The sequence below is a fragment of the Lelliottia sp. RD5 genome (assembly GCF_056032945.1).
Genome location: NZ_JBVYHQ010000001.1, coordinates 128,244 through 151,370, shown reverse-complemented (window position 1 = coordinate 151,370; position 23,127 = coordinate 128,244). Strand labels below are relative to the sequence as shown.

Here is a 23,127-nt window from a genome sequence, read left to right as displayed (position 1 = left end):
ATGAGCGTTCGTCGTCATCGCAACCCCGAGAATAAACAGTTCGTTAACATTATATTAACTCAGCGTACCAGTTTATTAATTGTGCAGATTTAAGGTTGCGAAGCGCGTCACTCTTTTTTTTGTGTTATAGCCGTAAAAAACAGAGACAGCGGCTGAGCCGCTGTCTCTTATCTAAATATAACAACACGTTATTCTGTTACGATGTTCTGTACCTGCGCCGGACCTGGGTTATACCAGCCCCATCCACCGTAGCCATAGCGGTAGGGATGCGGACCCCAGAACCAGGGATCGATCGGCTGCGGTGGCAGCATCACCTGCTGCGTGACGCGCCAGCGTTTATAGCCGTTCGCCTGCATCGTCATAAATTTATATGGCGTGCTGCCGATTTTACCTTGCTGCGCGCCAGTGATTGGCCCGACAACCGTGACCAGTTGCCCACGGAAATCAACCGGATCGAGGAAGCCGCTCACATCCGCGTAAATACGCCCACGGGAGGCTTCTCCCAGCATGGGACGCGCGCCGCTATCCAGTGGAACCGTCGCAATCTCAAGGCGGGTTTTGCCCTGCTGATTGATAACCTCAACGACTTTCCCGCCAAAGCGCGCTTCCTGCCCGACGTACAGTTCAGGGGCATTCATCACCCGCACCAGATCTTGCTGCGGCGTCGGGCTGGTTCCTTTGATCGCGTCAGGGACGGTCACACAACCACTCAACGCGACGGCAATTGCGCTCGCCATAATCAGACGTACAACTTTCTTTTGAACCGCCATGATGCGACTCCCTTTTCTCAGCTCGTATTACTGAGATTCACGCTCTGCCCGGAAGTTTCTTCCAGGCGACTTCATTTCGCAAATAAACTGGCTCAGCCTGTTCAACTGCAACGGTTTTTCCCGCAGCAAAGCGCTGACACGCGATTGGCAGCATGTCTTCTGCGGCAGGCAGCAACATATTGCCATCGACCAGCGTCAGGCCACTTTCTTTGGCCATATCCGGCCACGCTGGCCATCCCGTTCCCACAGTAGCCCAATCGCCAGAAAGATGTTTCAACCGTTCGCCAACGGCCTCCGGTTTGAGCACGCATTCGGTCTCTTCACCGTGCCAGACACCCTGCTCATCGCGGATATATTCCGCCCAGTAAACTTCACCCATGCGCGCGTCAATAGCCGCCAGCACACGCGTTGCGCCACTTTTTCGGAAAGCGCCTTGCGCCATGGTGGCAAGCGTTGATACGCCGATCATGGGAAGATTTGCCCCCAACGCCAGGCCCTGCGCAATGCCGATGCCGATGCGCACGCCGGTGAAGCTGCCTGGCCCACGGCCAAACGCCAGCGCGTCAAGTTCAGTTAAGGCGGTGTTGCCCTGGTTCAGAATGTCTTTTACCAGCGGCAGAATACGTTGGGTATGTTCCCGGGGGCACTCTTCAAAATGGGCAAAGAGGTTACCGTTATCCCACAGGGCGGCAGAACACGCCTCTGTTGCGGTATCAATAGCCAGAATTCGCATGGGTCTCGCGCTCTCGCAGTGGTCAGTCAGAAAATGGCGCGCATCTTAGCATACTCCAGGGCAAATTACTCCGCCGTTGGATTCGCCAGGAAACGCACGGCACGGTTGATGTCGCGCGTGCGCGGCGCGGGCGGCAGGCTTGCCAGAAACGTGGCGCCGTAAGGACGCATCACCAGACGGTTATCGCAGATAACCAGCACGCCGCGATCGTCGATATCACGAATCAGACGTCCCACGCCCTGTTTCAGGGTGATCACCGCATCCGGCAACTGCACGTCATCAAACGGATCGCCGCCACGTAAGCGACAATCTTCCATGCGCGCTTTGAGCAGCGGATCGTCGGGTGAGGTAAACGGTAATTTGTCGATAATCACCAGCGACAGCGCATCGCCGCGTACGTCCACCCCTTCCCAGAAACTGCTGGTCGCCACCAGCAACGCGTTACCGGCGGTGACAAACTGCTGCAAAAGTTGTCCTTTGCTGGTTTCCCCCTGTAACAGGACGGGGAGCGTCATCGTGGCGCGAAACTGCTCTGCCAGGTCGCGCATCATTGCGTGCGACGTACACAGCATAAAGCAACGGCCATTGTTGGCTTCGATCATCGGTTTAAGCATCGCCGCCAGATGCCGCGCTGCACCCGGTTGATTAGGCAGCGGTAAATTGCGCGGGACGCAGAGCAATGCCTGCGTTTCGAAATCAAACGGGCTCGGCAGCAACAGGGATTCGGTGTTTTCAATACCCAGACGTTCGGTGAAGTGGTGGAGATCGTCATTCACCGACAGCGTGGCGGAGGTAAAAATCCAGCTGCCCGGTTTCTGGGCCATCACTTCTTTGAATTTATCCGCCACGGTCAGCGGCGTCAGAGCGAGCGTGAACTGCCGAGCGGTGCATTCGTACCAGTAGCTAAAACCAGGCTGGTTGGTCTCTTTCAGGCGTTTCAGACGGGTGCGATAGAGCGTGGCGCGTTCAAATGCTGCATCCAGCAAGGCGCTACGGCCAAGCGACAGTTTCGCCACGTCGTAGCACAACTCCAGCGCGTCATCGAGAAGCAACAGCGCGCGTTGGATATTGCTGTCAGCCAGCAGCTCACGAAGATTACCGCGAAAACCTGGCTCCCCCAGTTGCAGGCGGAAATCCTGCGCGCTTTGCGCGAGACGATCGGCGCATTTTTGCAACTGCTGGGTGTCGCGTAATTCAGTGCGGTAGGCAATGGTGAAATCTTTGGCGAGATCCTGCAACTGACGGCTGGACAGTGACTGACCAAAATACTGGCTGGCGATATCCGGTAACTGATGCGCTTCATCGAAAATCATCACTTCCGCTTCCGGGATCAGTTCGCCGAATCCGCTGTCTTTAACCACCATATCTGCCAGGAATAAGTGATGGTTCACCACCACCACGTCAGCGTCCATCGCGATTTTACGCGCTTTGACGACAAAACAATCTTTATACAGTGGGCAGTCGCTGCCCAGGCAGTTATCGTTGGTGCTGGTGACCAGCGGCCACGCCTGAGAATCTTCCGCGACGCTTGCGCAAGTGCTGATGTCCCCGTCGGTGGTTTGATTCGCCCACGCACGCAGAATAATCACATCGCTGAGGGTTTGTACCGGGAGGTCGCCGCCCGCAAGAGCCTGTGCTTCAAGGCGCTCCAGACAGAGATAGTTTGAGCGGCCTTTCAGCAGCGCCAGACGGCCTTTATAGTTCAGCGCCTTAGCGACCGTCGGCAAATCGCGGCTGTAAAGCTGATCCTGCAACGCTTTCGATCCCGTAGAGATGATCACTTTCTTTTTTGCGCGCAACGCCGGCGCAAGATAGGCGTAGGTTTTACCCGTGCCGGTTCCTGCCTCAACCACCAGGGGTTGAGTGTTTTGAATGGCGCGGGTCACCGCTTCCGCCATATGCCGTTGCGGCTCACGCGGCTTGAAACCGGGAATCGCCTGCGCTAACTGACCCTCTGCTGCAAAATCGTCTGCCACGTTTATCTCTCACTGTATTTTTGCACAGGGATTATGTCAGCCCGCCCTCTTCTGTGCCAGTCGAAATAGTGACGAGTGCGGAACAATGTGGCAGTCTTGCCCATTGCGATGGAAAATAATCAGGAAAAAATTTATGACAATTTTGCGCATTGATGCCGAAGCCCGCTGGTCTGACGTCGTCGTTCACAACCAAACCATTTATTACACCGGCGTGCCGGAAAACCTGGATGCAGACGCATTTGAGCAAACTGCCAATACGCTGGCACAAATTGATGCGATGCTGGAAAAACTGGGCAGCGAAAAGTCGCGCATTCTGGATGCGACAATTTTCCTGGCAAACAAAGACGATTTCGCGGCGATGAACAAAGCCTGGGATGCGTGGGTGGTGGCGGGTCACGCGCCTGTACGCTGTACCGTACAAGCCACGCTGATGAAGCCGGAGTATAAGGTCGAGATCAAAATTATCGCGGCGGTTTAAGCCCGATTATTCTTCGTCCTCATCATCAAAAAGCGCCACAATCCGCTCGCCGGTATGGGTGGCGCGAATTTCCTGAGCTACCGTGGTAATCGCCTCACCGCTGCTCATGCCCTGGGTCATCAGTTCCTGAATACGCTCGACTGCTTTTTGCTGCTGTTCGTGGCTCAGAGAAGGTAAACCTGCAAACATTGTCAACTCCTGCTAAATTATCCGCGCTCATTATTTCACGCTGCCCTATAGTATGCCACACATGAAGACTTTACCCCCTACTGTCATTACATTGCCGTGGCGCCATGACGCCGCCGAATTCTGGTTTGCGCGCTTAAGCCCGCTTCCCTGGGCAATGTTGCTGCATTCCGGGCATGCGGATCATCCCTATAGCCGCTTTGATATTCTGGTCGCTGACCCGCTGACGACGCTGGTCACGCAAGGCGATACGACGCGCATAACCTCTGCGTTCTCGCGTCTGTCTCATGAAGATCCGCTGACGTTACTTGAACAAGAAACCCGTGCGCTGGCACTGCCTGCGGACCCCAATCCTGACCTGCCTTTTCAGGGCGGGGCGCTGGGCCTTTTCGGTTACGATTTAGGCCGTCGGTTTGAAACGCTGCCCGATATCGCGCAGAGTGATATTTCGCTGCCGGATATGGCCGTGGGATTGTATGACTGGGCAATCATTGTCGATCACCACAAAAAAGTGGTTTCGCTCCTCAGCCATTCGGACGTGAATGCTCGTCTGGCGTGGATCGACGCGCAACCCGAACCCGAGACGGCTGCGTTTTCTCTGACGTCTGCCTGGCACTCAAATATGCGCGCTGAGGACTATGCCGATAAGTTCGGGCAAGTGCAGGCGTATTTACACAGCGGTGACTGCTATCAGGTGAATCTCGCCCAACGATTCGAGGCTACGTACCGGGGAGATGAGTGGCAGGCGTTTACACGTTTAAACGCGAATAATCGTGCGCCGTTCAGCGCGTTTCTACGCCTGGAACAGGGCGCGATCCTGAGCCTGTCGCCAGAGCGTTTTATACATCTGGCGGACGGAACAATTCAGACGCGCCCGATCAAAGGCACGCTTCCGCGCCTGTCAGACCCCGCAGCCGATCGCGCGCAGGCAGAAAGACTGGCCGCATCGCCGAAAGATCGCGCCGAGAATCTGATGATTGTCGACTTAATGCGTAACGATATTGGCCGCGTTGCGGTTCCGGGGAGCGTGCGCGTCCCTGAACTGTTTGTCGTGGAGCCGTTCCCGGCGGTTCACCATCTGGTCAGCACCATTACAGCGCAACTTCCTGCCAGCCGTTCCGCCTGCGATCTGCTGCGCGCGGCGTTTCCTGGCGGGTCCATCACCGGCGCTCCGAAAGTCCGCGCAATGCAAATTATCGACGAACTGGAGCCGCATCGTCGTAACGCCTGGTGCGGCAGCATTGGTTATGTGAGCGTGTGCGGCACCATGGACACCAGCATTACCATTCGTACCCTGACGGCCTGCGACGGAAAACTCTATTGTTCTGCGGGAGGCGGGATCGTGGCGGACAGTCAAGTCGATGCTGAATATCAGGAAACATTTGATAAAGTAAACCGCATCCTGCAACAACTGGAGAGCTAACGGATGGAGACTCACGATTTAACTCTGGATGATTTTTTGTCACGTTTTCAGCTCTTGCGTCCGAAGATTAGTCGCGACGTGTTGAACAGCCGCCAGGCCGCGGTGCTTATCCCGGTGGTGCGTCGCGAACAGCCGGGACTGTTACTCACCAAACGCTCATCCCACATGCGTAAGCACCCGGGTCAAGTGGCGTTTCCCGGCGGTGCGGTAGATTCAACAGATGCGTCGTTGATTGCTGCCGCGCTGCGAGAGGCTCACGAAGAAGTCGCCATTCCAACGGAAGTGGTTGAGATTATTGGCGTGCTGCCGCCCGTTGATAGCGTCACCGGATTTCAGGTCACACCCGTCGTGGGGATTATTCCGCCCGATCTTCATTATCATGCGAGTGAAGAGGAAGTTGCCGCCGTATTCGAAATGCCGCTGAGCGAAGCGCTGCGTCTGAGCCGCTATCATCCGCTGGATATTCAGCGTCGTGGGCACGATCACCGCGTGTGGCTATCCTGGTATCAGCATTATTTTGTCTGGGGCATGACGGCGGGGATTATTCGCGAACTGGCTCTGCAAATTGGAATGAAGCCTTAATTCTAACTTCAATGTTTCAACTCCGGGTGCGCGAATTTTGTGACGCGCATCCCTCTCCTGCCTGCCGAAATCATGAGCATATATACTTTACTCCATGATTGCTGACACAAGTTTACCGTAGGGCCCTCGGCATTAGTAAATTCACTCAAAATCATTAGTTTTATTCATGTGAATAGTTCAGCCGATCCCAGGGTTCCCTCTTACACTATGCGCAGTTATAACATCGTTACTGGAACCCCAGTAACCCTGTCAGGAGTGAGAAAGTGATTAGTATATTCGACATGTTCAAAGTGGGGATCGGTCCATCCTCTTCCCACACTGTAGGGCCGATGAAGGCCGGTAAACAGTTCGTCGATGATCTGGTCGAAAAAGGATTACTGGAAAGCGTTACCCGTGTAGCTGTAGATGTCTACGGTTCGCTGTCATTGACGGGTAAAGGCCACCACACCGATATCGCCATTATTATGGGTCTGGCTGGAAATATGCCGGACACTGTTGATATTGACGCCATTCCGGCGTTCATTCGAGACGTAGAAACACGCGGTCGCCTGCTGCTGGCAAAAGGTCAGCACGAAGTGGATTTCCCGCATGACGACGGCATGCGTTTTCGCAGTGATAACCTGTCACTGCACGAGAACGGAATGCAGATCCACGCCTTTAACGGCGACAAAGTGGTGTACAGCAAAACCTATTACTCCATCGGCGGCGGTTTTATCGTCGATGAAGAGCACTTTGGTAAAGACACCGCGGGCGACGTCAACGTGCCGTATCCGTTTAAATCCGCCAAAGAGATGCTCGATTATTGCCACGAAACCGGCTTGTCCCTTTCCGGGATGGTGATGCAAAACGAACTGGCATTGCACAGCAAAAGCGAAATTGAAGCCTATTTTGGCAACGTCTGGACAACCATGCAGGCGTGTATCGACCGGGGGATCAACACCGAAGGCGTGTTGCCAGGTCCGCTGCGCGTTCCGCGTCGTGCGTCCGCTCTGCGTCGCATGCTGGTCACCACGGACAAATTCTCTAACGATCCGATGAATGTGATCGATTGGGTGAATATGTTCGCGCTGGCGGTCAACGAAGAAAACGCCGCAGGCGGCCGTGTGGTCACCGCGCCAACAAACGGCGCATGCGGTATCGTTCCGGCGGTTCTGGCCTATTACGATCACTTTATCGAACCGGTCACCGCAGATATTTATATCCGCTACTTCCTCGCAGCAGGTGCTGTTGGCGCGCTGTATAAAATGAACGCGTCTATCTCTGGCGCTGAAGTGGGCTGTCAGGGTGAAGTGGGCGTAGCGTGTTCGATGGCAGCGGCAGGTCTGGCAGAGCTGCTTGGCGCAAGCCCGGAGCAGGTTTGCGTGGCGGCTGAGATCGGCATGGAGCATAACCTGGGTCTGACGTGTGACCCGGTTGCCGGTCAGGTACAGGTTCCGTGCATCGAGCGTAACGCGATTGCATCCGTTAAGGCGATCAACGCCACACGCATGGCGATGCGCCGTACCAGCGAACCCCGCGTTTCGCTGGATAAGGTCATCGAAACCATGTACGAAACCGGTAAAGACATGAACGCAAAATACCGTGAAACCTCTCGCGGTGGTCTGGCGATCAAAGTGCAGTGTGATTAAGCACAGCGCCTGATATCTCCCCTCGCCCATCTGCAACGGATGGGCGAAATTTTTTCCCTTTCTCGTCAGCGTAATATTTCCCCACTACACTTGCTTTGTTGCCTCTGGCATTTGGTGCCGGCGGCGTATCAGGCGGCCTTTCATGCAAACGGCACAAAGGATCATAAAAAAATATCGCCAAAAACGCGTCATCGTCTGTGTGATGGTGGCGCTTCTTACGCTCATTCTGACGTTGGGCATCCGCTTTATTTCACAGCGTAATTTAAATCAGGAGCGCATCCAGGCCTTTGCGACCCATTCCGTAAATGCACTGGATAAGATTCTGATGCCCTTGCAAAACGGACGCGATGAGTTGCAAACATTAGTTGGCGTTCCCTGCTCTGAGGCCCATCTGATGCTGCGCAAGCGGGCTGCGGCATTGCAAACGGTACGTTCAATTACCCTCGTTAAAGAGGGCATTCTGTACTGCTCCAGTATTTTTGGCGACCGTAACGTTCAGATTCGCCTCACTCAACCCGCCTTACCGTCCAGCCAGCCTCAGCTCATCTTGACTACCGACAAGTCGTTACTCAAAGGCAGCCCTATTTTGATTCAGTGGTATCCCGCCTCAGATACCGGAGAAGACGGCGTCATGCAGGTGGTGAATATCGATCTCATCACCAAAATAATGCTTGAGCCGCAAAGTCCGCTGATCACCGACGTCAGCCTGAAAGTCGGGAATAAATTTCTTCGCGATGGTCAGAACGTCACGGATACGCTGAACGTCCCTGAAGACAGTATGATTCTGCCCCAGTCCTCTGCCCATTTTCCTTTTACTATCCTGGTCAGCGGCCCTGGCGCCAGTGAACTGGCGTTGAAAAACTTGCCCTCACAACTTCCGCTGGCGGTATTGATAAGCCTGCTGCTGGGCTATATTGCCTGGCTTGCTACCGCCAGTCGCATGAGCTTTACCTGGGAAATTAATCTCGGATTAGCCGCGCGGGAGTTTGAGCTTTTTTGCCAGCCGCTGCTCAATGCCCGCACGCAAAAATGCGTCGGCGTGGAGATCCTGTTGCGGTGGAATAATCCCCGTCAGGGCTGGATATCCCCGGACGTTTTTATCCCACTGGCGGAGGAACATAATTTGATTGTTCCCCTGACGCGCTACGTGATGATTGAAACGGTCCGCCAGATTGGCTATTTCCCCGCCAACAAGGGATTTCATATTGGCATTAACGTGGCGGCCAGCCATTTTCGCAACGGTACTTTGCTTCATGATCTGAATCGCTATTGGTTTAGCGCGCATCCAAAACAACAGTTGATCCTTGAACTTACTGAGCGCGATGCCCTGCTGGACGGGGATTATCGACTGGTTCGCGAGTTACACCGCAAACAGGTGAAGCTGGCCATCGATGATTTTGGTACGGGGAACAGTTCCCTGTCATGGCTGGAAAAATTACGCCCTGACGTGCTCAAAATTGATAAGTCTTTCACGATGGCATTGGGAACGGACGCGGTGAATTCCACGGTGACGGATATTATTATCGCATTGGGTCAACGGCTCAATATTGAGCTGGTCGCGGAAGGCGTGGAAACACAGGAACAGGCACGTTATCTGCGCCATCACGGGGTGAATACGTTGCAGGGATTTTTATATGCGCGGCCAATGCCGCTCAAGGATTTTCCGAAATGGCTGGCGGAGAGTTCACCCCCGCCAGCGCAGCGTAACGGGCATATTTTGAGAATTATGCCGTTACGTTAAGACAGATTACTCTTCGTCGTCGTGCGCAGTCTGTTCTTTAACAATACGCACCAGGTCAACGCGATAATCGTTTGCTTCCACGATCGTGATTTGCAGCGGCGGCAGCTCAATGATATCGCCCGTGCGCGGAATCTGACCGTTCACTGCAATCACCAAACCCGCCACGGTGGCGATGTCTTCTTCATCATTAATGATGTTATCAAGACCCAACGTGTGCTGCAGCGCATGCAGGTCCGTCGCGCCTTTAACCAGCCAACCGTCGCCATCCGCAACGATTTCTGGCGTTTCATCGGCATCCGGAAATTCGCCGGCGATCGCTTCAAGCACGTCCAGCGGTGTCACCAGACCTTGCACCACGCCAAATTCGTTGGTCACGATCACAAAACTACCGCGAGCACGACGCAGAACGCTAAGCAGGTTGATAGGGTCCAGCGTTTCCGGAACCACTATCGCGGGGGTCGCGGCGGCAATCGCTTCGACGTTCGCCCCCTCTTCCAGACCGACCAGCATCTCTTTAGCGCGAACCACACCGATGATTTCATCCAGTTCGCCACGACAGACCGGGAACAGGCTGTGCGGGGACGACAGCAGTTGCTGACGGATTTCATCTACGCTCAGATTGGCATCAACCCAGCTGATTTCACCCCGTGGCGTCATGATGCCGCGCAGTGAGCGGGAGGCGAGCGAAAGCACGCCGTTAATCATGTAGCGTTCTTGTTCGACAAAAGCGCCAACCGGCACAGGAACCGGGGCATTACCCGCAGATTCAGGCTGTACAGACTGACGACGGCCCCCCATCAGACGCAAAATGGCGTCGGCGGTACGGGCGCGCAGCGGTTGGTTAGACTGCTGTTTGATGAAGTTTCGGCTCGCAATCTGGTTGAACAGCTCGATAATAATCGAGAAGCCGATCGCAGCGTACAGGTAGCCTTTCGGAATATGGAAGCCGAAACCTTCAGCGACCAGACTCAGGCCAATCATCAACAGGAAGCTTAAACACAGGACCACCACTGTGGGATGTTCGTTCACAAAACGCGTCAGCGGCTTAGAAGCCAGCAGCATCACGGCCATTGCGATAACGACCGCAGCCATCATCACCGGCAGATGGTTTACCATGCCGACCGCGGTAATCACCGCATCCAGTGAGAAGACGGCATCAAGCACCACAATCTGCATGACGACGACCCAAAAACTCGCATACCCCTTGCCGTGACCATCGTCGTGCTGCCGGTTTTCCAGCCGCTCATGCAACTCTGTCGTCGCTTTGAAGAGCAGGAACAGGCCCCCCACCAGCATGATCAGGTCACGACCGGAGAAGGTGAAATCCCAAACGGTGAACAACGGTTTGGTCAGCGTGACCATCCACGAAATGACGGACAGCAGCGCAAGACGCATGATCAGCGCCAGCGAAAGACCGATTAAACGCGCTTTGTCGCGCTGTTTTGGCGGCAGCTTATCCGCGAGGATGGCGATGAACACCAGGTTGTCGATACCAAGAACAATTTCGAGCACAACCAGCGTGAGTAATCCCACCCAGATTGACGGGTCCATTAAGAATTCCATGACAAGCTCCTGCTAAAGGAATGACAAAACGGCGCCACGGAAGAAGTGGGCGAAATGGCGGTAGACATGTTCAACGTGTGGCGAGAATCGCCGGCGAGCGAGGCGCTAAATGGCCTGGTAGATGACTGACGTCGGTGACGGTCCATACAGTGGGCTAAGCCCTTTACTCCTGTCAATTAAACGGAGGCTAAACATATCAGAGACAATAGGTTTTTAGCAAAGATTTACTTTCCTTTGCAAAGTTCTGTAACAGAGTCGATTTTGATTTGGGATAAATCTGTTCTACATCGCTAAATTACGGATCTTCATCACATAAATTATTTTTTCACTGTCTAAAATAATTCCCGGAAGTCTTATTTAATTGAACTCTAACCCTTATCTGAATCGATTCGGTTCGCCGGGGAAGATTCTCAGTACGACTGCCTGGCAGGCGTATTAATGATAATAAAGGAGGTAGCAAGTGACCATTGCTATTGTGATAGGCACACATGGTTGGGCTGCAGAGCAGTTACTCAAAACGGCAGAAATGCTGTTGGGTGAGCAGGAAAACGTGGGCTGGATCGATTTCGTTCCAGGTGAAAACGCGGAAACGCTAATCGAGAAATATACGGCTCAGCTGGAGAAGCTGGATACGCGCTCAGGCGTGCTGTTTCTCGTCGATACATGGGGTGGCAGCCCGTTCAATGCCGCCAGCCGCATTGTCGTCGATAAAGAGCATCATGAGGTCGTTGCCGGCGTCAACATTCCTATGCTCGTGGAAACGTTGATGGCCCGTGATGACAATCCGAGCTTTGACGAACTGGTCGCTCTGGCTGTCGAAACAGGCCGTGAAGGCGTGAAAGCCCTCAAAGCACAACCGGTAGAGAAACCCGCGCCGGTCGCCGCCGCGGTCAAAGCTGCCACCCCTGCCAAACCGATGGGACCGAACGATTACATGATTATCGGGCTTGCCCGTATCGATGACCGTTTGATCCACGGCCAGGTCGCAACGCGTTGGACGAAAGAAACCAACGTGAAACGCATCATTGTTGTCAGTGATGAAGTCGCCGCCGATACCGTGCGCAAAACGCTTCTTACCCAGGTTGCTCCTCCGGGCGTTACCGCCCACGTCGTAGATGTCGCCAAAATGATCCGCGTTTATAACAACCCGAAATATGCGGGCGAGCGCGTGATGCTGCTGTTTACCAACCCGACCGATGTTGAACGCGTGGTTGAAGGCGGCGTGAACATCACCTCGGTGAACATTGGCGGTATCGCCTTCCGCCAGGGGAAAACTCAGGTCAACAATGCGATTTCAGTCGATGAAAAAGATATCGAAGCATTCAAAAAATTGAATGCACGCGGTATTGAGCTGGAGGCCCGTAAGGTTTCCACCGATCAGAAACTGAAAATGATGGATTTGATCGGCAAAGTTGGGAAATAACCCTGCGCTGATTTTTTACACAAAGCTTATGTTATAGGAGAAGTACAATGGAGATTACCACTCTTCAGATTGTGCTGGTGTTCATCGTCGCGTGTATTGCGGGTATGGAATCCGTACTTGATGAATTTCAGTTCCACCGTCCTCTGGTGGCCTGTACGTTGATTGGCGCCGTTCTTGGCGATATGAAAACCGGTATTATCATCGGTGGTACGCTGGAAATGATCGCTCTGGGCTGGATGAACATCGGTGCGGCGGTTGCGCCTGATGCTGCCCTGGCTTCCATCATCTCTACCGTTCTGGTTATTGCCGGACACCAAAACATCGGTGCGGGTATCGCCCTGGCAATTCCACTGGCCGCAGCTGGCCAGGTTCTGACCATTATCGTTCGTACCATCACCGTTGCTTTCCAGCATGCGGCAGATAAAGCGGCGGATAGCGGAAACCTGACGGCCCTCTCGTGGATCCACGTTTCATCGCTGTTCCTCCAGGCAATGCGTATTGCGATTCCTGCGGTTATCGTGGCAATTTCTGTCGGTACCAGCGAAGTTCAGGGTCTGTTGAACGCCATTCCTGAAGTGGTGACCGGCGGTCTGAACATCGCGGGTGGCATGATTGTTGTGGTCGGTTACGCGATGGTCATCAATATGATGCGCGCAGGCTACCTGATGCCGTTCTTCTACCTCGGTTTTGTGACTGCGGCCTTCACCAACTTCAACCTGGTTGCTCTGGGTGTGATTGGTGCAGTAATGGCGATTCTGTACATCCAGTTGAGCCCGAAATATAACCGCGTCGCGGGTGCCCCAGCGCAAGCTCCGGGCAGCAACGATCTCGATAACGAACTGGACTAGCAGGTGAGCGAAATGGTTGATATGACTAAAACTACCCCTGAGAAGAAACTGACTCCGGGTGATATTCGTGGCGTGTTCCTTCGTTCTAACCTCTTCCAGGGTTCGTGGAACTTCGAACGTATGCAAGCGCTGGGCTTCTGTTTCTCCATGGTACCGGCGATCAAACGCCTGTATCCGGAAAACAACGAAGCACGTCGCCAGGCGATTAAACGTCACCTGGAATTCTTTAACACGCATCCGTACGTCGCTGCACCTGTTCTGGGCGTGACGCTGGCGATGGAAGAGCAGCGTGCAAACGGTGCTGAGATCGACGATGGTGCTATCAACGGCATTAAAGTTGGTCTGATGGGGCCGCTGGCAGGCGTGGGTGACCCAATCTTCTGGGGCACGGTTCGCCCTGTCTTTGCGGCACTAGGTGCGGGCATAGCCATGAGCGGCAGCCTGCTGGGTCCACTTCTGTTCTTCATCCTGTTCAACGCCGTCCGACTGCTGACCCGTTATTACGGCGTCGCCTACGGTTACAGCAAAGGCGTCGATATCGTTAAAGATATGGGCGGCGGCTTCCTGCAAAAACTGACTGAGGGGGCGTCTATCCTCGGCCTGTTTGTCATGGGGGCACTGGTGAACAAGTGGACGCATGTGAACATCCCACTGGTGGTGTCGACCATCACCGGACAGGATGGTCAGACTCGCGTAACCACGGTGCAAACTATCCTTGATCAGTTGATGCCGGGCTTAGTGCCGCTGCTGTTGACCTTCGCCTGTATGTGGCTGCTGCGTAAGAAAGTGAATGCGCTGTGGATCATCGTCGGCTTCTTCGTCATCGGTATCGTCGGCTACGCGATCGGTCTGCTGGGTCTGTAAGTTTAGGTGTTATCCACCGGGGGCCATGCCCCCGGTTTTTTTATCTGGAGGATGAATGACGGTCACGGACATCGTACTGGTTTTGTTTATTGTTGCCCTTCTGGCTTACGCCTTCTATGACGAATTCATTATGCCCCGCCGCAACGGCGAGACCCTTTTGGCCGTTCCTCTTCTGCGCCGTGGGCGTATCGATGCTTTTATCTTCGCCGGACTGTTAGCCATTCTGATTTATAACAACGTTATGAGCCAGGGTGCTTTATTAACCACATGGTTATTATGTGTGCTGGCATTAATGGCTTTTTATCTTTTTTGGATCCGAGCGCCTAAGATTATCTTCAAAAACCATGGCTTTTTCTTCGCCAACATATGGATAGAATATAACCGCATTAAAGAGATGAATTTATCTGAAGACGGGGTACTGGTTATGCAACTGGAACAACGCCGTTTATTGGTGCGGGTGAAAAATATTGATGACCTGGAAAAAATATACAAAATAATGGTTAAAACTCAATAAGTTAAAATTATAGCAGAGGCTATATATTGTTGCCATTTTACGTGGGCGATATATAGCCATCGCTATATTCCCTTCTCTATTTACCTTATATTTATTAACGTTAAGTTCACCAATAAATCTAAATGAAAATCGTTATCAACAAGTTAATGGAATAATACATTCCTGTTGTTGTTTTATATTCTCAAAATATGTTAAGGTTGCGCCGTCGTTGGGGAGTAGCCGATTTCCTGCCTAGGGAAATGTACGTGTCAACATACTCGTTGAAAAACGTGGTGCGTACGGATTGCTTACTGCACATTCTTTGTGCGTAAAAGTCAGGCGAGACCATAGACGCATCAACTGCTGTTTACTGGGGGCAGTGATGTGTCATATGGATATCCCCGGTCTGGACGCTGTTATGAATATCTCCGCCACGATCCTTCTCGCTTTCGGCATGTCCATGGATGCTTTTGCCGCTTCCATTGGTAAAGGTGCTACGCTCCACAAACCTAAATTCTCTGAAGCGCTACGTACTGGCCTTATTTTTGGCGCAATTGAAACACTCACCCCGCTTATTGGCTGGGGACTCGGCATGCTGGCGAGCCAGTTTATTCTGGAATGGAACCACTGGATTGCGTTTACGCTGCTGGTTTTCCTGGGCGGAAGAATGGTAATCGAAGGGTTTCGCGCTACAGCCGATGAAGATGACACGCCGCAGCACCGCCACGGTTTTTGGATACTGGTGACCACGGCGATTGCAACCAGTCTTGATGCGATGGCGGTGGGTGTCGGTCTGGCATTCCTTCAGGTGAATATTATCGCCACGGCACTGGCAATTGGCTGCGCTACGCTAATTATGTCAACTATCGGAATGATGGTGGGACGTTTCATCGGCCCGCTGCTGGGCAAGCGAGCCGAAATCCTGGGCGGTATTGTTTTAATCGGGATTGGTGGGCAAATTCTCTGGTCGCATTTCGCCGGTTAACGCGTCGCGCTGCCAGCAGTGGAGACTGAAATCCGTCTGGCAGCGAAAATCTTTCTCATTCGCTAATGTTTCCCAAACGTCTGGTTTTGCGCGCCAGGCAAACGGTGTCATCTGTAACAACGCAATCGCTTCTTTTCCTGTTAGCTGCATGTCATAACCCAATGACTGTTCATGCTTGAGCGTAAACCCGGCGAGCTGTTCTGAATGCGGCGCATGCAAACGCACTTCATCGTAAATTAGCCCTTTCATCTCCATCAGGTGCCGCGGTCCCGGCGTGACGGTCACGACCCAGCCGCCCGGTTTTACCACGCGCGCCAGCTCTTCAGCCTTGCACGGCGCGTAGATGCGAATAATGGCGTCCTGGCTCTCATCGGCAAACGGAAGACGATGGCTGGAGGCAACGCAGAATGTGACCTGCGGATAACGTTTTGCGGCAGCGCGAATGGCCGATTTCGAGACATCGAGACCCACAGTAACGGCACCGACACGCCCCGCAACGTCGGCAAACGCCGCCGTGTAATAGCCTTCGCCACAGCCAATATCCAGAATCGAACTCGCGCTTTCGCTTAGCGTGGTGGCTAACCACTGTGCAACTGCGTCCCTGAGCGGCTGATAATGCCCGGCCTCAAGAAATGCGCGCCGCGCCTGCATCATCTCCGCGCTGTCGCCCGGATCGCGGGAGCGTTTATGTTGCACAGGCAGTAAATTCACATACCCTTCTTTCGCCTTATCAAACGTGTGCCCCTGTGGACAGGTGTAGCTATTTTCGGCCTGCGTCAGTGGCGCGTGGCATAAGGGACAACTGAATGACATGGTAACTCCCGGCAATATCAAAGGCCGAAAGTGTACCGCTATTCGACCTGGTATAAAACGTCTGCCTTATCGCATCACGACAAGATGGCTGGAATCGGGCGCTAACCCATCCGGTTCAACGTTTTCAAGGCGCAATACGTCACCCATAATCTGGCTAAATACCGGAGCTGAAACCGCCCCGCCATAATAACGACCATTCTGCGGATCGTTAATGACCACGGCCAATGCATACTGAGGATGGCTTGCAGGCGCCACACCCGCGGTATACGCCACATATTTATCGATATATTTCCCGTCATCACCGATTTTTTTGGCCGTACCCGTTTTGACTGCCACACGATAATCGCGCACGGCTGCCTTCGTCCCGCCGCCCCCGGGTAACGCAACGCTCTCCATCATATGTTCAACCTGATGAACGATCTCTTCAGGCATGACCTGATGACCCACTACCGGCGGGTCAATGCGTGTTATCGACAAGGGGCGTTCCAGGCCGTAACTTCCGATCGTGGCGTAAACATGTGCCAGCTGGAGCGGCGTCGCCATCAGGCCGTAACCGAACGCAAAGGTGGCGCGATCCAACTGGCTCCAGAATTTACGCTGAGGAAGAAGCCCGCTGCTCTCACCGGTTAGACCCAGGCCCGTCGTCGAACCAAAACCAAAGCCCTTATACGTATCAAGTAAGTGCTGTATCGGCATGGCCAGCGACAGACGTGACACGCCCGTATCACTCGACTTTTGCAAAATCCCGGTCAGTGATAATTCAGGATAATATCCCACGTCGCGGATTCTGTGCCCATCAAGGGTATAAGGATGGGTGTCGAGAACGCTATCAGGTTTAACAATGCCATACTGCAGCGCCGTCATAAGAACTAACGGCTTGACGGTCGAACCCGGTTCAAAGGTGTCGCTAATGGCGCGATTGCGGAAGTCGTTGAGCGTTGCGCCGTCCCGATTGTTGGGATTAAAGTCCGGAAAACTGGCCATGGCGAGTATCTCGCCGGTTTGAACATTGATTAACACCGCCGCGCCAGATTCTGCCTTATTCCAGGCGACGGCATTATCTAACGCATCTTCAGCGATCGTTTGCAGCCGCTCATCAATGCTCAGTTGAATGTTATGAGCAGGAACCGGTGAGACTTCTGTCAAATTTTCAATCACATGGCCGTAGCGGTCTTCTCTCACTCGCCTGATACCCGCTTGACCGGTTAATTGTGCGTTGAAACTCTTTTCAACCCCTTCAATCCCCTGCCCGTCGATATTCGTAAATCCGAGCAGATTCGCCGCAACATGTCCCGCCGGATAAAAACGGCGTGACTCCTCCCGCAGGTTAATCCCTGGCAAGTTGAGTTTATCAATCCATTTAGCCTGCGAAGGGTCCACCTGACGAGCAAGATAGATAAATCGCCCGTTCGGATCGTGATTAATACGAGAAGCCAACGACGCCAGCGAAATGTGCAATGCAGTTGAAAGCGCTTGCCAGCGTTCATCAAAGCCCACGCCGCCTTTAGCCAACACGGTCTTAGGATCAGCCCACACCGCCCTGACCGGAACACTGACCGCTAAAGGTCTGCCATCACGGTCGGTAATCATCCCGCGCGGGGCATCAATCGACACTTCACGCAAAGAGCGCATGTCTTCCTGTTTGACCAGGTTGTCAGGCTTAATAATTTGTAGCCATGCAACGCGCCCCAGAAGGAAAGCAAGGCTCAGAAAAATGGCAAGGCATAGCAGTGCAAAACGCGCCGGGGTGAAATTACCGGCAGGACTAGAGGGTTTCGTTTTCACCCTGGCTCCAGGTTAGTGAAACAACGCCCTGATTTAACGGTAAAAAGCGTATCAGCATAGCGAAAACAATGATTCTAATATCGCAGCTTTGCAACAAACTGCTAACCAGATAGAAAGGGGTAACATTTTGAAAAATAGTGCATAAAAAAGCCCCGCATAATGCGAGGCTTGATGTCTGAAAATGAGGCGCTGTAGCGCTTCTGAATCAGCAGTGATTCGATCAGATAGCGGTTACGTTAACAGCAGCCGGACCTTTCTGGCCGTCCTGAATTTCGAACTCAACGTTCTGGCCTTCAGCCAGAGTTTTGAAGCCGTTACCCTGGATTGCAGAGAAGTGTACGAACACATCTTTGCTGCCATCAGCAGGAGTAATGAAACCAAAACCTTTAGACTCGTTGAACCACTTAACTTGACCTTTAATCTTTGCCATTTGCAAAATTCCTTAGATTGTTTTCTTAGCCCGCAGGCATTGACCTAGATAAAACAGAGACATTACTGCTTGAGGCACTAATATAAGGTTCGGCAGAGAAGCGGTATTCAACGACAACGTGTTTACTCAGAACTTCTTTACTGAAAATGCCACACATAAACAGAACTGTACCTCGTTTGACCCAAACCGTGTTATCACATACAACGTTAATCATGGCAAGCCATTTTTAGACATGACAAGATCCGCCGCACAAACTCTGATGCCGCCTTGCTAAGTTTTGAGCAACTCGACGTTATCATTATATCACCCTGAATAAGACACCCAGCATCACCTTCTAATTCATACCCACTGTAATGTAAGGATTTTTTGTTGCTTCCCCAATACTGACGTTGTGATGATAAGCAAGGAATGTTTATAAGATGCAATACCTTAGTTAGAACAATTTGTGAAAAGTTATGCTCAAATCAACGCAGCGAAAAAATGTTTACATCGGAATAACAATGCTTATTCACGCCCCTGCTTTCGGATTAGGAATACGCGTGGCAAAAGGTCGCTTTGCACCAAAATAATGAATTTTTTATGACTTTGCTTCATCACAAGGCAAGCAAAACGTTTCGATAAAAATAAAACAATGGGAGTTCGCGAAAATACAGAATATATAGTTACGGAGTGGGACGATGTCATGAGGGCAAATAATAACCAATTTTTATATTCTAAAATGATTATTCATTGTTACTACACTCAGGTGCATGACTTGAAACCTGCTGGATGGCTTATTGCGCGACTCTTCACTTACTGTCGCACAAACAGTATCGATGAAAACACGTTTCCATGCTGCTTACGTGGCGCAGCTGAAAGCATATCCAACAGATTTGTACCATTGTGGTGCAGGAGTGGCGGAGCGTTAGGTAAAACGTACATGAGGTGAACTACAGGAATATTTTAAGTGAAATCTGTGATCCTCATGGCGAGATACGGGATGATCATTAAGGGAGGGGTCATAACGGGAATTTATCCAGACCACAGCCACCTCCCAACTTTTACAGATTAACGCTCAGCGACCAGACGGATAAAATCATCTTCGTCTTCTGGGGCTACTGCTTCAGGGGCTTTTGCCATCGGCTTTTCTTCAGGCTCGTTGGCTTCGCACAGACGGCGAAGCAACGCATTTTGGCGTTTCTGCTGATCAAGCAACGCTTCCAGAAGCTCAATTTGCTCATTTGTACGTGAGCTGGCGCGATTCATAAAGAACCACAATACCAGGCCAATGACCATAATGATTGCAAACATCGCCAGTGAGGCTACGTTCAGTAGCCCCGAATTTTGTAACTCACCCATTTTACCACCTCAATGAAAACACCTATTTTACCACTGACGCAGGGGAAGGTAACGATCTATAAAAAAGTGTCCTACCAGGGGATGAATTGATTGATCGCGCAAATGCCACTAAAGAACTGTACATCCTGATCGCACATCACGTTGATTGTCTGCGTCCATAGAAAGGCACAGGCAATCAGCACTATAATCAGAATTACCCAGCGTATTTTTTTCACTCCACACTCCGTCTCTTGACCTGATGTGTCCAGGTTATCACGGTTATCTTAAACAAGGACTAACTCTATGTTCATCAAAATATTTTCAGAATTATGCACTTGTTTAATATAGCGAAACTATTACGCTGAATAGCATTATTAGTTAAAAAAAAGAGGCAGCGATGAGATTAATCATTCGGACAATTGTTGTCCTGGCCATTGTGTGGATAGGATTATTATTATCAGGTTATGGCGTACTCGTGGGAAGTAAAGAAAACGCGGCCGGATTAGGGATTCAATGTCAGTACCTTACCGCCAGAGGAATCAGCACTGCGCAATATTTACACACTGACAGCGGTGTCATTGGGTTGTCTAACTGCCCGATTCTGCGCAAAAGTCAGATGGTCGTGGATAACGGTTAATTGTGCCCTGCTTTGATACGCAGTGCCAAACATGCAATGCCAGACAAACAGAAACGCCGCGGTGACGCGGCGTTTCTGTGCTTCAGCCATTAGAATGGATAGTCGTTATAACCCATCTGTTCAGAAATTTTGCGCGCAGCGGTATGCAGCATTTCAACATATTCGTGCAGACGCTCTTCTGAGAAACGAAGCGTAGGGAAAGAAATACTTAACCCTGCGATAACCACGCCAAAGCGGTCAAATACCGGGACGCCAATGCAGCGCAGCCCCTCTTCCTGCTCCTGATTATCTTCGCCATAACCCTGCTCACGCACTTTATCAAGCACCGTCAGTAGCTCTTCTGTGCTGGTGATGGTGCGCTCAGTGCTACGTTTGTACTCAACGTCCTGGAGGATCTCTTTGACTTCCTCACGGTCACGCCACGCCAGTAGGACCTTACCAATGGCCGTACTGTAAAGCGGGTTGCGACGACCAATGCGCGAATACATGCGCAGGTTATACATAGAATCTATTTTATGAATATAAACGATGCTGTCTTCATCAAGCGCCCCAAGGTGCACGGTTTCTTTCGTCAAACGAGAAAGTTCACGCATCTGGATATCAGCACTGCGAATAAGATCAACATTTTGAAGTGCGCGAGCGCCCAGCTCAAATAGCTTCAGCGTCAGAGAATATTTCTCAGACTCGCCTTCCTGAGCGACATAGCCCAAGGATTTCATGGTTTGCAGAAAGCGATAAACAGTGCTTTTTGACATCATCACACGTTGCGACAACTCTGTAATACCAATTTCGCGCTCTTCACCCAGCGCCTGTAAGATGCCAAACACCTTCAGCACGGAAGAAACAGAATCTGGCTGCTTGTCCAAATCTGCAATTGCCATTTATCACCTCATTGCGAGTGTTTTATAAAAATCAGAACCGGTTTTTATTATAAATTCGCGATCGTCTTGCTGCAATCGTTCTGCGTTTACTTCGTTACAAATCTGCGACATAAAACCGAAATATCAGTGCTAAAATAGTGACACTAAGAATTATAACCTCCTGAGCATTTCATTTTCTATGGAAAAAATTCCCTCTGACGGCTTACCATTACCCCAACGCTATGGCGCGATTGCCACAATTATTATCGGTATTTCGATGGCGGTTCTTGATGGGGCGATTGCCAACGTTGCGCTACCGACCATTGCCAGCGATCTTCACGCATCACCCGCGAGTTCAATCTGGATCGTCAATGCTTACCAGATAGCCATTGTGATTTCCTTGCTGTCTTTTTCTTTCCTGGGCGATATGTTCGGTTATCGTCGCATTTATCAGTGCGGACTTGCCGTCTTCACCGTGACATCTCTGTTTTGTGCGCTATCAGATTCATTGCATACGTTGACTATCGCGCGTATTGCACAAGGGTTTGGTGGCGCAGCGTTAATGAGCGTCAATACAGCGCTGATACGGCTTATCTATCCCCAGAAACAGCTCGGCCGCGGGATGGGAATCAACTCCTTCATTGTGGCCGTTTCATCTGCTGCAGGTCCGACGGTTGCTGCGGCCATTCTCTCCGTGGCGTCGTGGCAATGGCTGTTTTTGATTAACGTGCCGCTGGGTATTGTTGCCCTGCTCTTTGCACTACGTTATCTCCCGGCAAACGGAGCGAAAAGCGCGATGCCGCGTTTTGATCTCCCCAGTGCTGTGATGAATGCGCTGACCTTTGGCCTGCTCATCACTGCGCTAAGCGGTTTTGCGCAGGGGCAATCCCTTCGGCTTATCGCCGCAGAAATTATCGCCATGTTGATCGTTGGGTTCTTTTTCGTTCGCCGTCAGCTGGCATTGCCGGTGCCTCTCCTGCCCGTAGACCTGTTACGTATTCCGCTTTTTTCGCTATCGATCGGGACATCCATTTGCTCGTTTTGCGCGCAGATGCTGGCGCTTGTCTCACTGCCCTTCTTTTTGCAAAACATTGTGGGGCGCACAGAAGTCGAAACGGGGCTGCTGCTCACGCCGTGGCCGCTCGCTACCATGGTTATGGCTCCGCTCGCAGGCTACCTGATTGAACGCGTACATGCAGGATTATTGGGGGCAATGGGTCTGGTGGTGATGGCCACAGGTCTTTTCGCTCTCGCGATGCTCCCCGCCTCGCCGACGGATGCCGATATTATCTGGAGAATGATCCTGTGCGGCGCCGGATTCGGTTTATTCCAGTCACCCAATAACCACACCATTATGTCCGCAGCCCCGCGCCATCGCAGCGGAGGCGCCAGTGGTATGCTGGGTACCGCGCGTTTGCTAGGGCAAAGCATTGGCGCAGCGCTGGTCGCGCTCATGTTTAACCTGGCCGGACAAAATGGTACCCATATTGCCCTATTTACCGCTGGGACACTGGCAACGATCGCCGCTATCATCAGCGGTCTGCGTGTGATCCAACCTCGGACAGAGGCATAAAAAAAGCCGGGAGACGTTT

Annotated in this window: 24 protein-coding genes and 1 pseudogene; 12 read left to right on the top strand and 13 right to left on the bottom strand. The window is 52.1% G+C overall.

From position 1 onward, the window contains the following. Window positions 1–188: 188 nt before the first annotated feature. The 3 genes from AC0LWE_RS00825 to AC0LWE_RS00815 all read right to left on the bottom strand — a co-directional run bounded on the left by AC0LWE_RS00825 (window position 189) and on the right by AC0LWE_RS00815 (window position 3,479). Entirely contained in the window at window positions 189–770 is a 582-nt protein-coding gene (locus AC0LWE_RS00825; RefSeq protein ID WP_219347653.1) for a Slp family lipoprotein, read from the bottom strand. A 37-nt stretch (window positions 771–807) separates the two neighbouring features. Beyond that, window positions 808–1,503, bottom strand: a complete 696-nt coding sequence (gene tsaB / locus AC0LWE_RS00820) for a tRNA (adenosine(37)-N6)-threonylcarbamoyltransferase complex dimerization subunit type 1 TsaB (protein ID WP_219347652.1) — start codon at window positions 1,501–1,503, stop codon at window positions 808–810. Window positions 1,504–1,568: 65 nt separating this feature from the next. Continuing rightward, entirely contained in the window at window positions 1,569–3,479 is a 1,911-nt protein-coding gene (locus tag AC0LWE_RS00815) for a DNA repair helicase YoaA (protein WP_219347651.1), read from the bottom strand. Between the two features lie 133 nt (window positions 3,480–3,612). Here AC0LWE_RS00815 and AC0LWE_RS00810 point away from each other — a divergent pair, with 133 nt between their 5' ends. Continuing rightward, entirely contained in the window at window positions 3,613–3,957 is a 345-nt protein-coding gene (locus AC0LWE_RS00810) for a RidA family protein (RefSeq protein ID WP_012017761.1), read from the top strand. A 6-nt stretch (window positions 3,958–3,963) separates the two neighbouring features. Here AC0LWE_RS00810 and AC0LWE_RS00805 read toward each other — a convergent pair whose 3' ends face one another. Beyond that, window positions 3,964–4,146 carry a YoaH family protein gene (locus tag AC0LWE_RS00805; RefSeq protein ID WP_059179746.1) on the bottom strand — a complete coding sequence of 61 codons (183 nt, stop codon included), beginning with the start codon at window positions 4,144–4,146 and terminating at the stop codon, window positions 3,964–3,966. 52 nt (window positions 4,147–4,198) lie between these two features. Between AC0LWE_RS00805 and pabB the strand changes: the two genes are divergently transcribed. The 4 genes from pabB (at window position 4,199) to AC0LWE_RS00785 (ending at window position 9,517) form a co-directional block, all read left to right on the top strand. Continuing rightward, window positions 4,199–5,566, top strand: a complete 1,368-nt coding sequence (pabB, locus tag AC0LWE_RS00800) for an aminodeoxychorismate synthase component 1 (RefSeq protein ID WP_219347650.1) — start codon at window positions 4,199–4,201, stop codon at window positions 5,564–5,566. A 3-nt stretch (window positions 5,567–5,569) separates the two neighbouring features. After that, window positions 5,570–6,148, top strand: a complete 579-nt coding sequence (locus AC0LWE_RS00795) for a CoA pyrophosphatase (RefSeq protein ID WP_219347649.1) — start codon at window positions 5,570–5,572, stop codon at window positions 6,146–6,148. A 263-nt stretch (window positions 6,149–6,411) separates the two neighbouring features. After that, a complete protein-coding gene (gene sdaA / locus AC0LWE_RS00790) occupies window positions 6,412–7,776 on the top strand; it encodes an L-serine ammonia-lyase (RefSeq protein WP_174343316.1) in 1,365 nt (454 codons plus the stop codon). Between the two features lie 142 nt (window positions 7,777–7,918). After that, window positions 7,919–9,517, top strand: coding sequence for an EAL domain-containing protein (locus tag AC0LWE_RS00785; protein ID WP_174343317.1), 1,599 nt, complete (start codon window positions 7,919–7,921; stop codon window positions 9,515–9,517). A 6-nt stretch (window positions 9,518–9,523) separates the two neighbouring features. Here the strand turns inward: AC0LWE_RS00785 and yoaE are convergent, their stop codons facing one another. Further along, entirely contained in the window at window positions 9,524–11,080 is a 1,557-nt protein-coding gene (gene yoaE, locus AC0LWE_RS00780; protein ID WP_202693029.1) for a CNNM family cation transport protein YoaE, read from the bottom strand. After that, entirely contained in the window at window positions 11,068–11,226 is a 159-nt protein-coding gene (locus AC0LWE_RS00775) for a protein YoaL (RefSeq protein WP_394373373.1), read from the bottom strand. The genes yoaE and AC0LWE_RS00775 overlap by 13 nt, the downstream gene beginning before the upstream one ends. A gap of 314 nt (window positions 11,227–11,540) precedes the next feature. Here AC0LWE_RS00775 and manX point away from each other — a divergent pair, with 314 nt between their 5' ends. The 5 genes from manX to mntP all read left to right on the top strand — a co-directional run bounded on the left by manX (window position 11,541) and on the right by mntP (window position 15,693). After that, window positions 11,541–12,503, top strand: coding sequence for a PTS mannose transporter subunit IIAB (gene manX, locus AC0LWE_RS00770; protein ID WP_059179741.1), 963 nt, complete (start codon window positions 11,541–11,543; stop codon window positions 12,501–12,503). A gap of 47 nt (window positions 12,504–12,550) precedes the next feature. Next, window positions 12,551–13,351 (top strand): PTS mannose/fructose/sorbose transporter subunit IIC, encoded by an 801-nt coding sequence (locus tag AC0LWE_RS00765; protein ID WP_012017769.1) that lies wholly within the window; start codon window positions 12,551–12,553, stop codon window positions 13,349–13,351. 12 nt (window positions 13,352–13,363) lie between these two features. After that, window positions 13,364–14,215, top strand: a complete 852-nt coding sequence (locus tag AC0LWE_RS00760; RefSeq protein ID WP_012017770.1) for a PTS mannose transporter subunit IID — start codon at window positions 13,364–13,366, stop codon at window positions 14,213–14,215. Between the two features lie 55 nt (window positions 14,216–14,270). Beyond that, the gene (locus AC0LWE_RS00755; protein WP_059179740.1) at window positions 14,271–14,729 is read left to right on the top strand and encodes a DUF986 family protein; all 459 of its coding nucleotides are present in this window, start codon (window positions 14,271–14,273) and stop codon (window positions 14,727–14,729) included. A 397-nt stretch (window positions 14,730–15,126) separates the two neighbouring features. Next, window positions 15,127–15,693: a manganese efflux pump MntP gene (gene mntP, locus AC0LWE_RS00750; RefSeq protein WP_174343319.1), complete on the top strand. Its 567-nt coding sequence runs from the start codon at window positions 15,127–15,129 to the stop codon at window positions 15,691–15,693. Here the strand turns inward: mntP and rlmA are convergent. From rlmA to mgrB, 6 genes and pseudogenes are all read right to left on the bottom strand, one after another. Next, window positions 15,646–16,506: a 23S rRNA (guanine(745)-N(1))-methyltransferase gene (gene rlmA, locus AC0LWE_RS00745; protein ID WP_202667821.1), complete on the bottom strand. Its 861-nt coding sequence runs from the start codon at window positions 16,504–16,506 to the stop codon at window positions 15,646–15,648. The genes mntP and rlmA overlap by 48 nt on opposite strands. A gap of 66 nt (window positions 16,507–16,572) precedes the next feature. Continuing rightward, on the bottom strand, window positions 16,573–18,291 hold the full coding sequence (ftsI, locus tag AC0LWE_RS00740) for a peptidoglycan glycosyltransferase FtsI (protein ID WP_202667820.1): 1,719 nt from the start codon (window positions 18,289–18,291) through the stop codon (window positions 16,573–16,575). A gap of 220 nt (window positions 18,292–18,511) precedes the next feature. Then, complete coding sequence (gene cspE / locus AC0LWE_RS00735) at window positions 18,512–18,721, bottom strand: transcription antiterminator/RNA stability regulator CspE (RefSeq protein WP_001062678.1); 210 nt, start codon at window positions 18,719–18,721, stop codon at window positions 18,512–18,514. A gap of 12 nt (window positions 18,722–18,733) precedes the next feature. Then, window positions 18,734–18,878, bottom strand: a pseudogene (locus AC0LWE_RS00730) (DUF2627 domain-containing protein). Window positions 18,879–19,768: 890 nt separating this feature from the next. Continuing rightward, window positions 19,769–20,059, bottom strand: a complete 291-nt coding sequence (locus AC0LWE_RS00725) for a YebO family protein (protein ID WP_059179737.1) — start codon at window positions 20,057–20,059, stop codon at window positions 19,769–19,771. A gap of 71 nt (window positions 20,060–20,130) precedes the next feature. Continuing rightward, window positions 20,131–20,274 (bottom strand): PhoP/PhoQ regulatory lipoprotein MgrB, encoded by a 144-nt coding sequence (gene mgrB / locus AC0LWE_RS00720; RefSeq protein ID WP_059179736.1) that lies wholly within the window; start codon window positions 20,272–20,274, stop codon window positions 20,131–20,133. A gap of 161 nt (window positions 20,275–20,435) precedes the next feature. Here mgrB and AC0LWE_RS00715 point away from each other — a divergent pair, with 161 nt between their 5' ends. After that, window positions 20,436–20,675: a YobH family protein gene (locus tag AC0LWE_RS00715; RefSeq protein ID WP_072241903.1), complete on the top strand. Its 240-nt coding sequence runs from the start codon at window positions 20,436–20,438 to the stop codon at window positions 20,673–20,675. Window positions 20,676–20,764: 89 nt separating this feature from the next. On the opposite strand, the gene kdgR is transcribed toward AC0LWE_RS00715, so the two are convergent. Continuing rightward, entirely contained in the window at window positions 20,765–21,556 is a 792-nt protein-coding gene (gene kdgR, locus AC0LWE_RS00710) for a DNA-binding transcriptional regulator KdgR (RefSeq protein WP_015959399.1), read from the bottom strand. 178 nt (window positions 21,557–21,734) lie between these two features. On the opposite strand from kdgR, the gene AC0LWE_RS00705 reads away from it, so the two are divergent. After that, window positions 21,735–23,108 carry an MFS transporter gene (locus tag AC0LWE_RS00705; RefSeq protein WP_174343322.1) on the top strand — a complete coding sequence of 458 codons (1,374 nt, stop codon included), beginning with the start codon at window positions 21,735–21,737 and terminating at the stop codon, window positions 23,106–23,108. The last annotated feature ends 19 nt before the right edge of the window (window positions 23,109–23,127 follow it).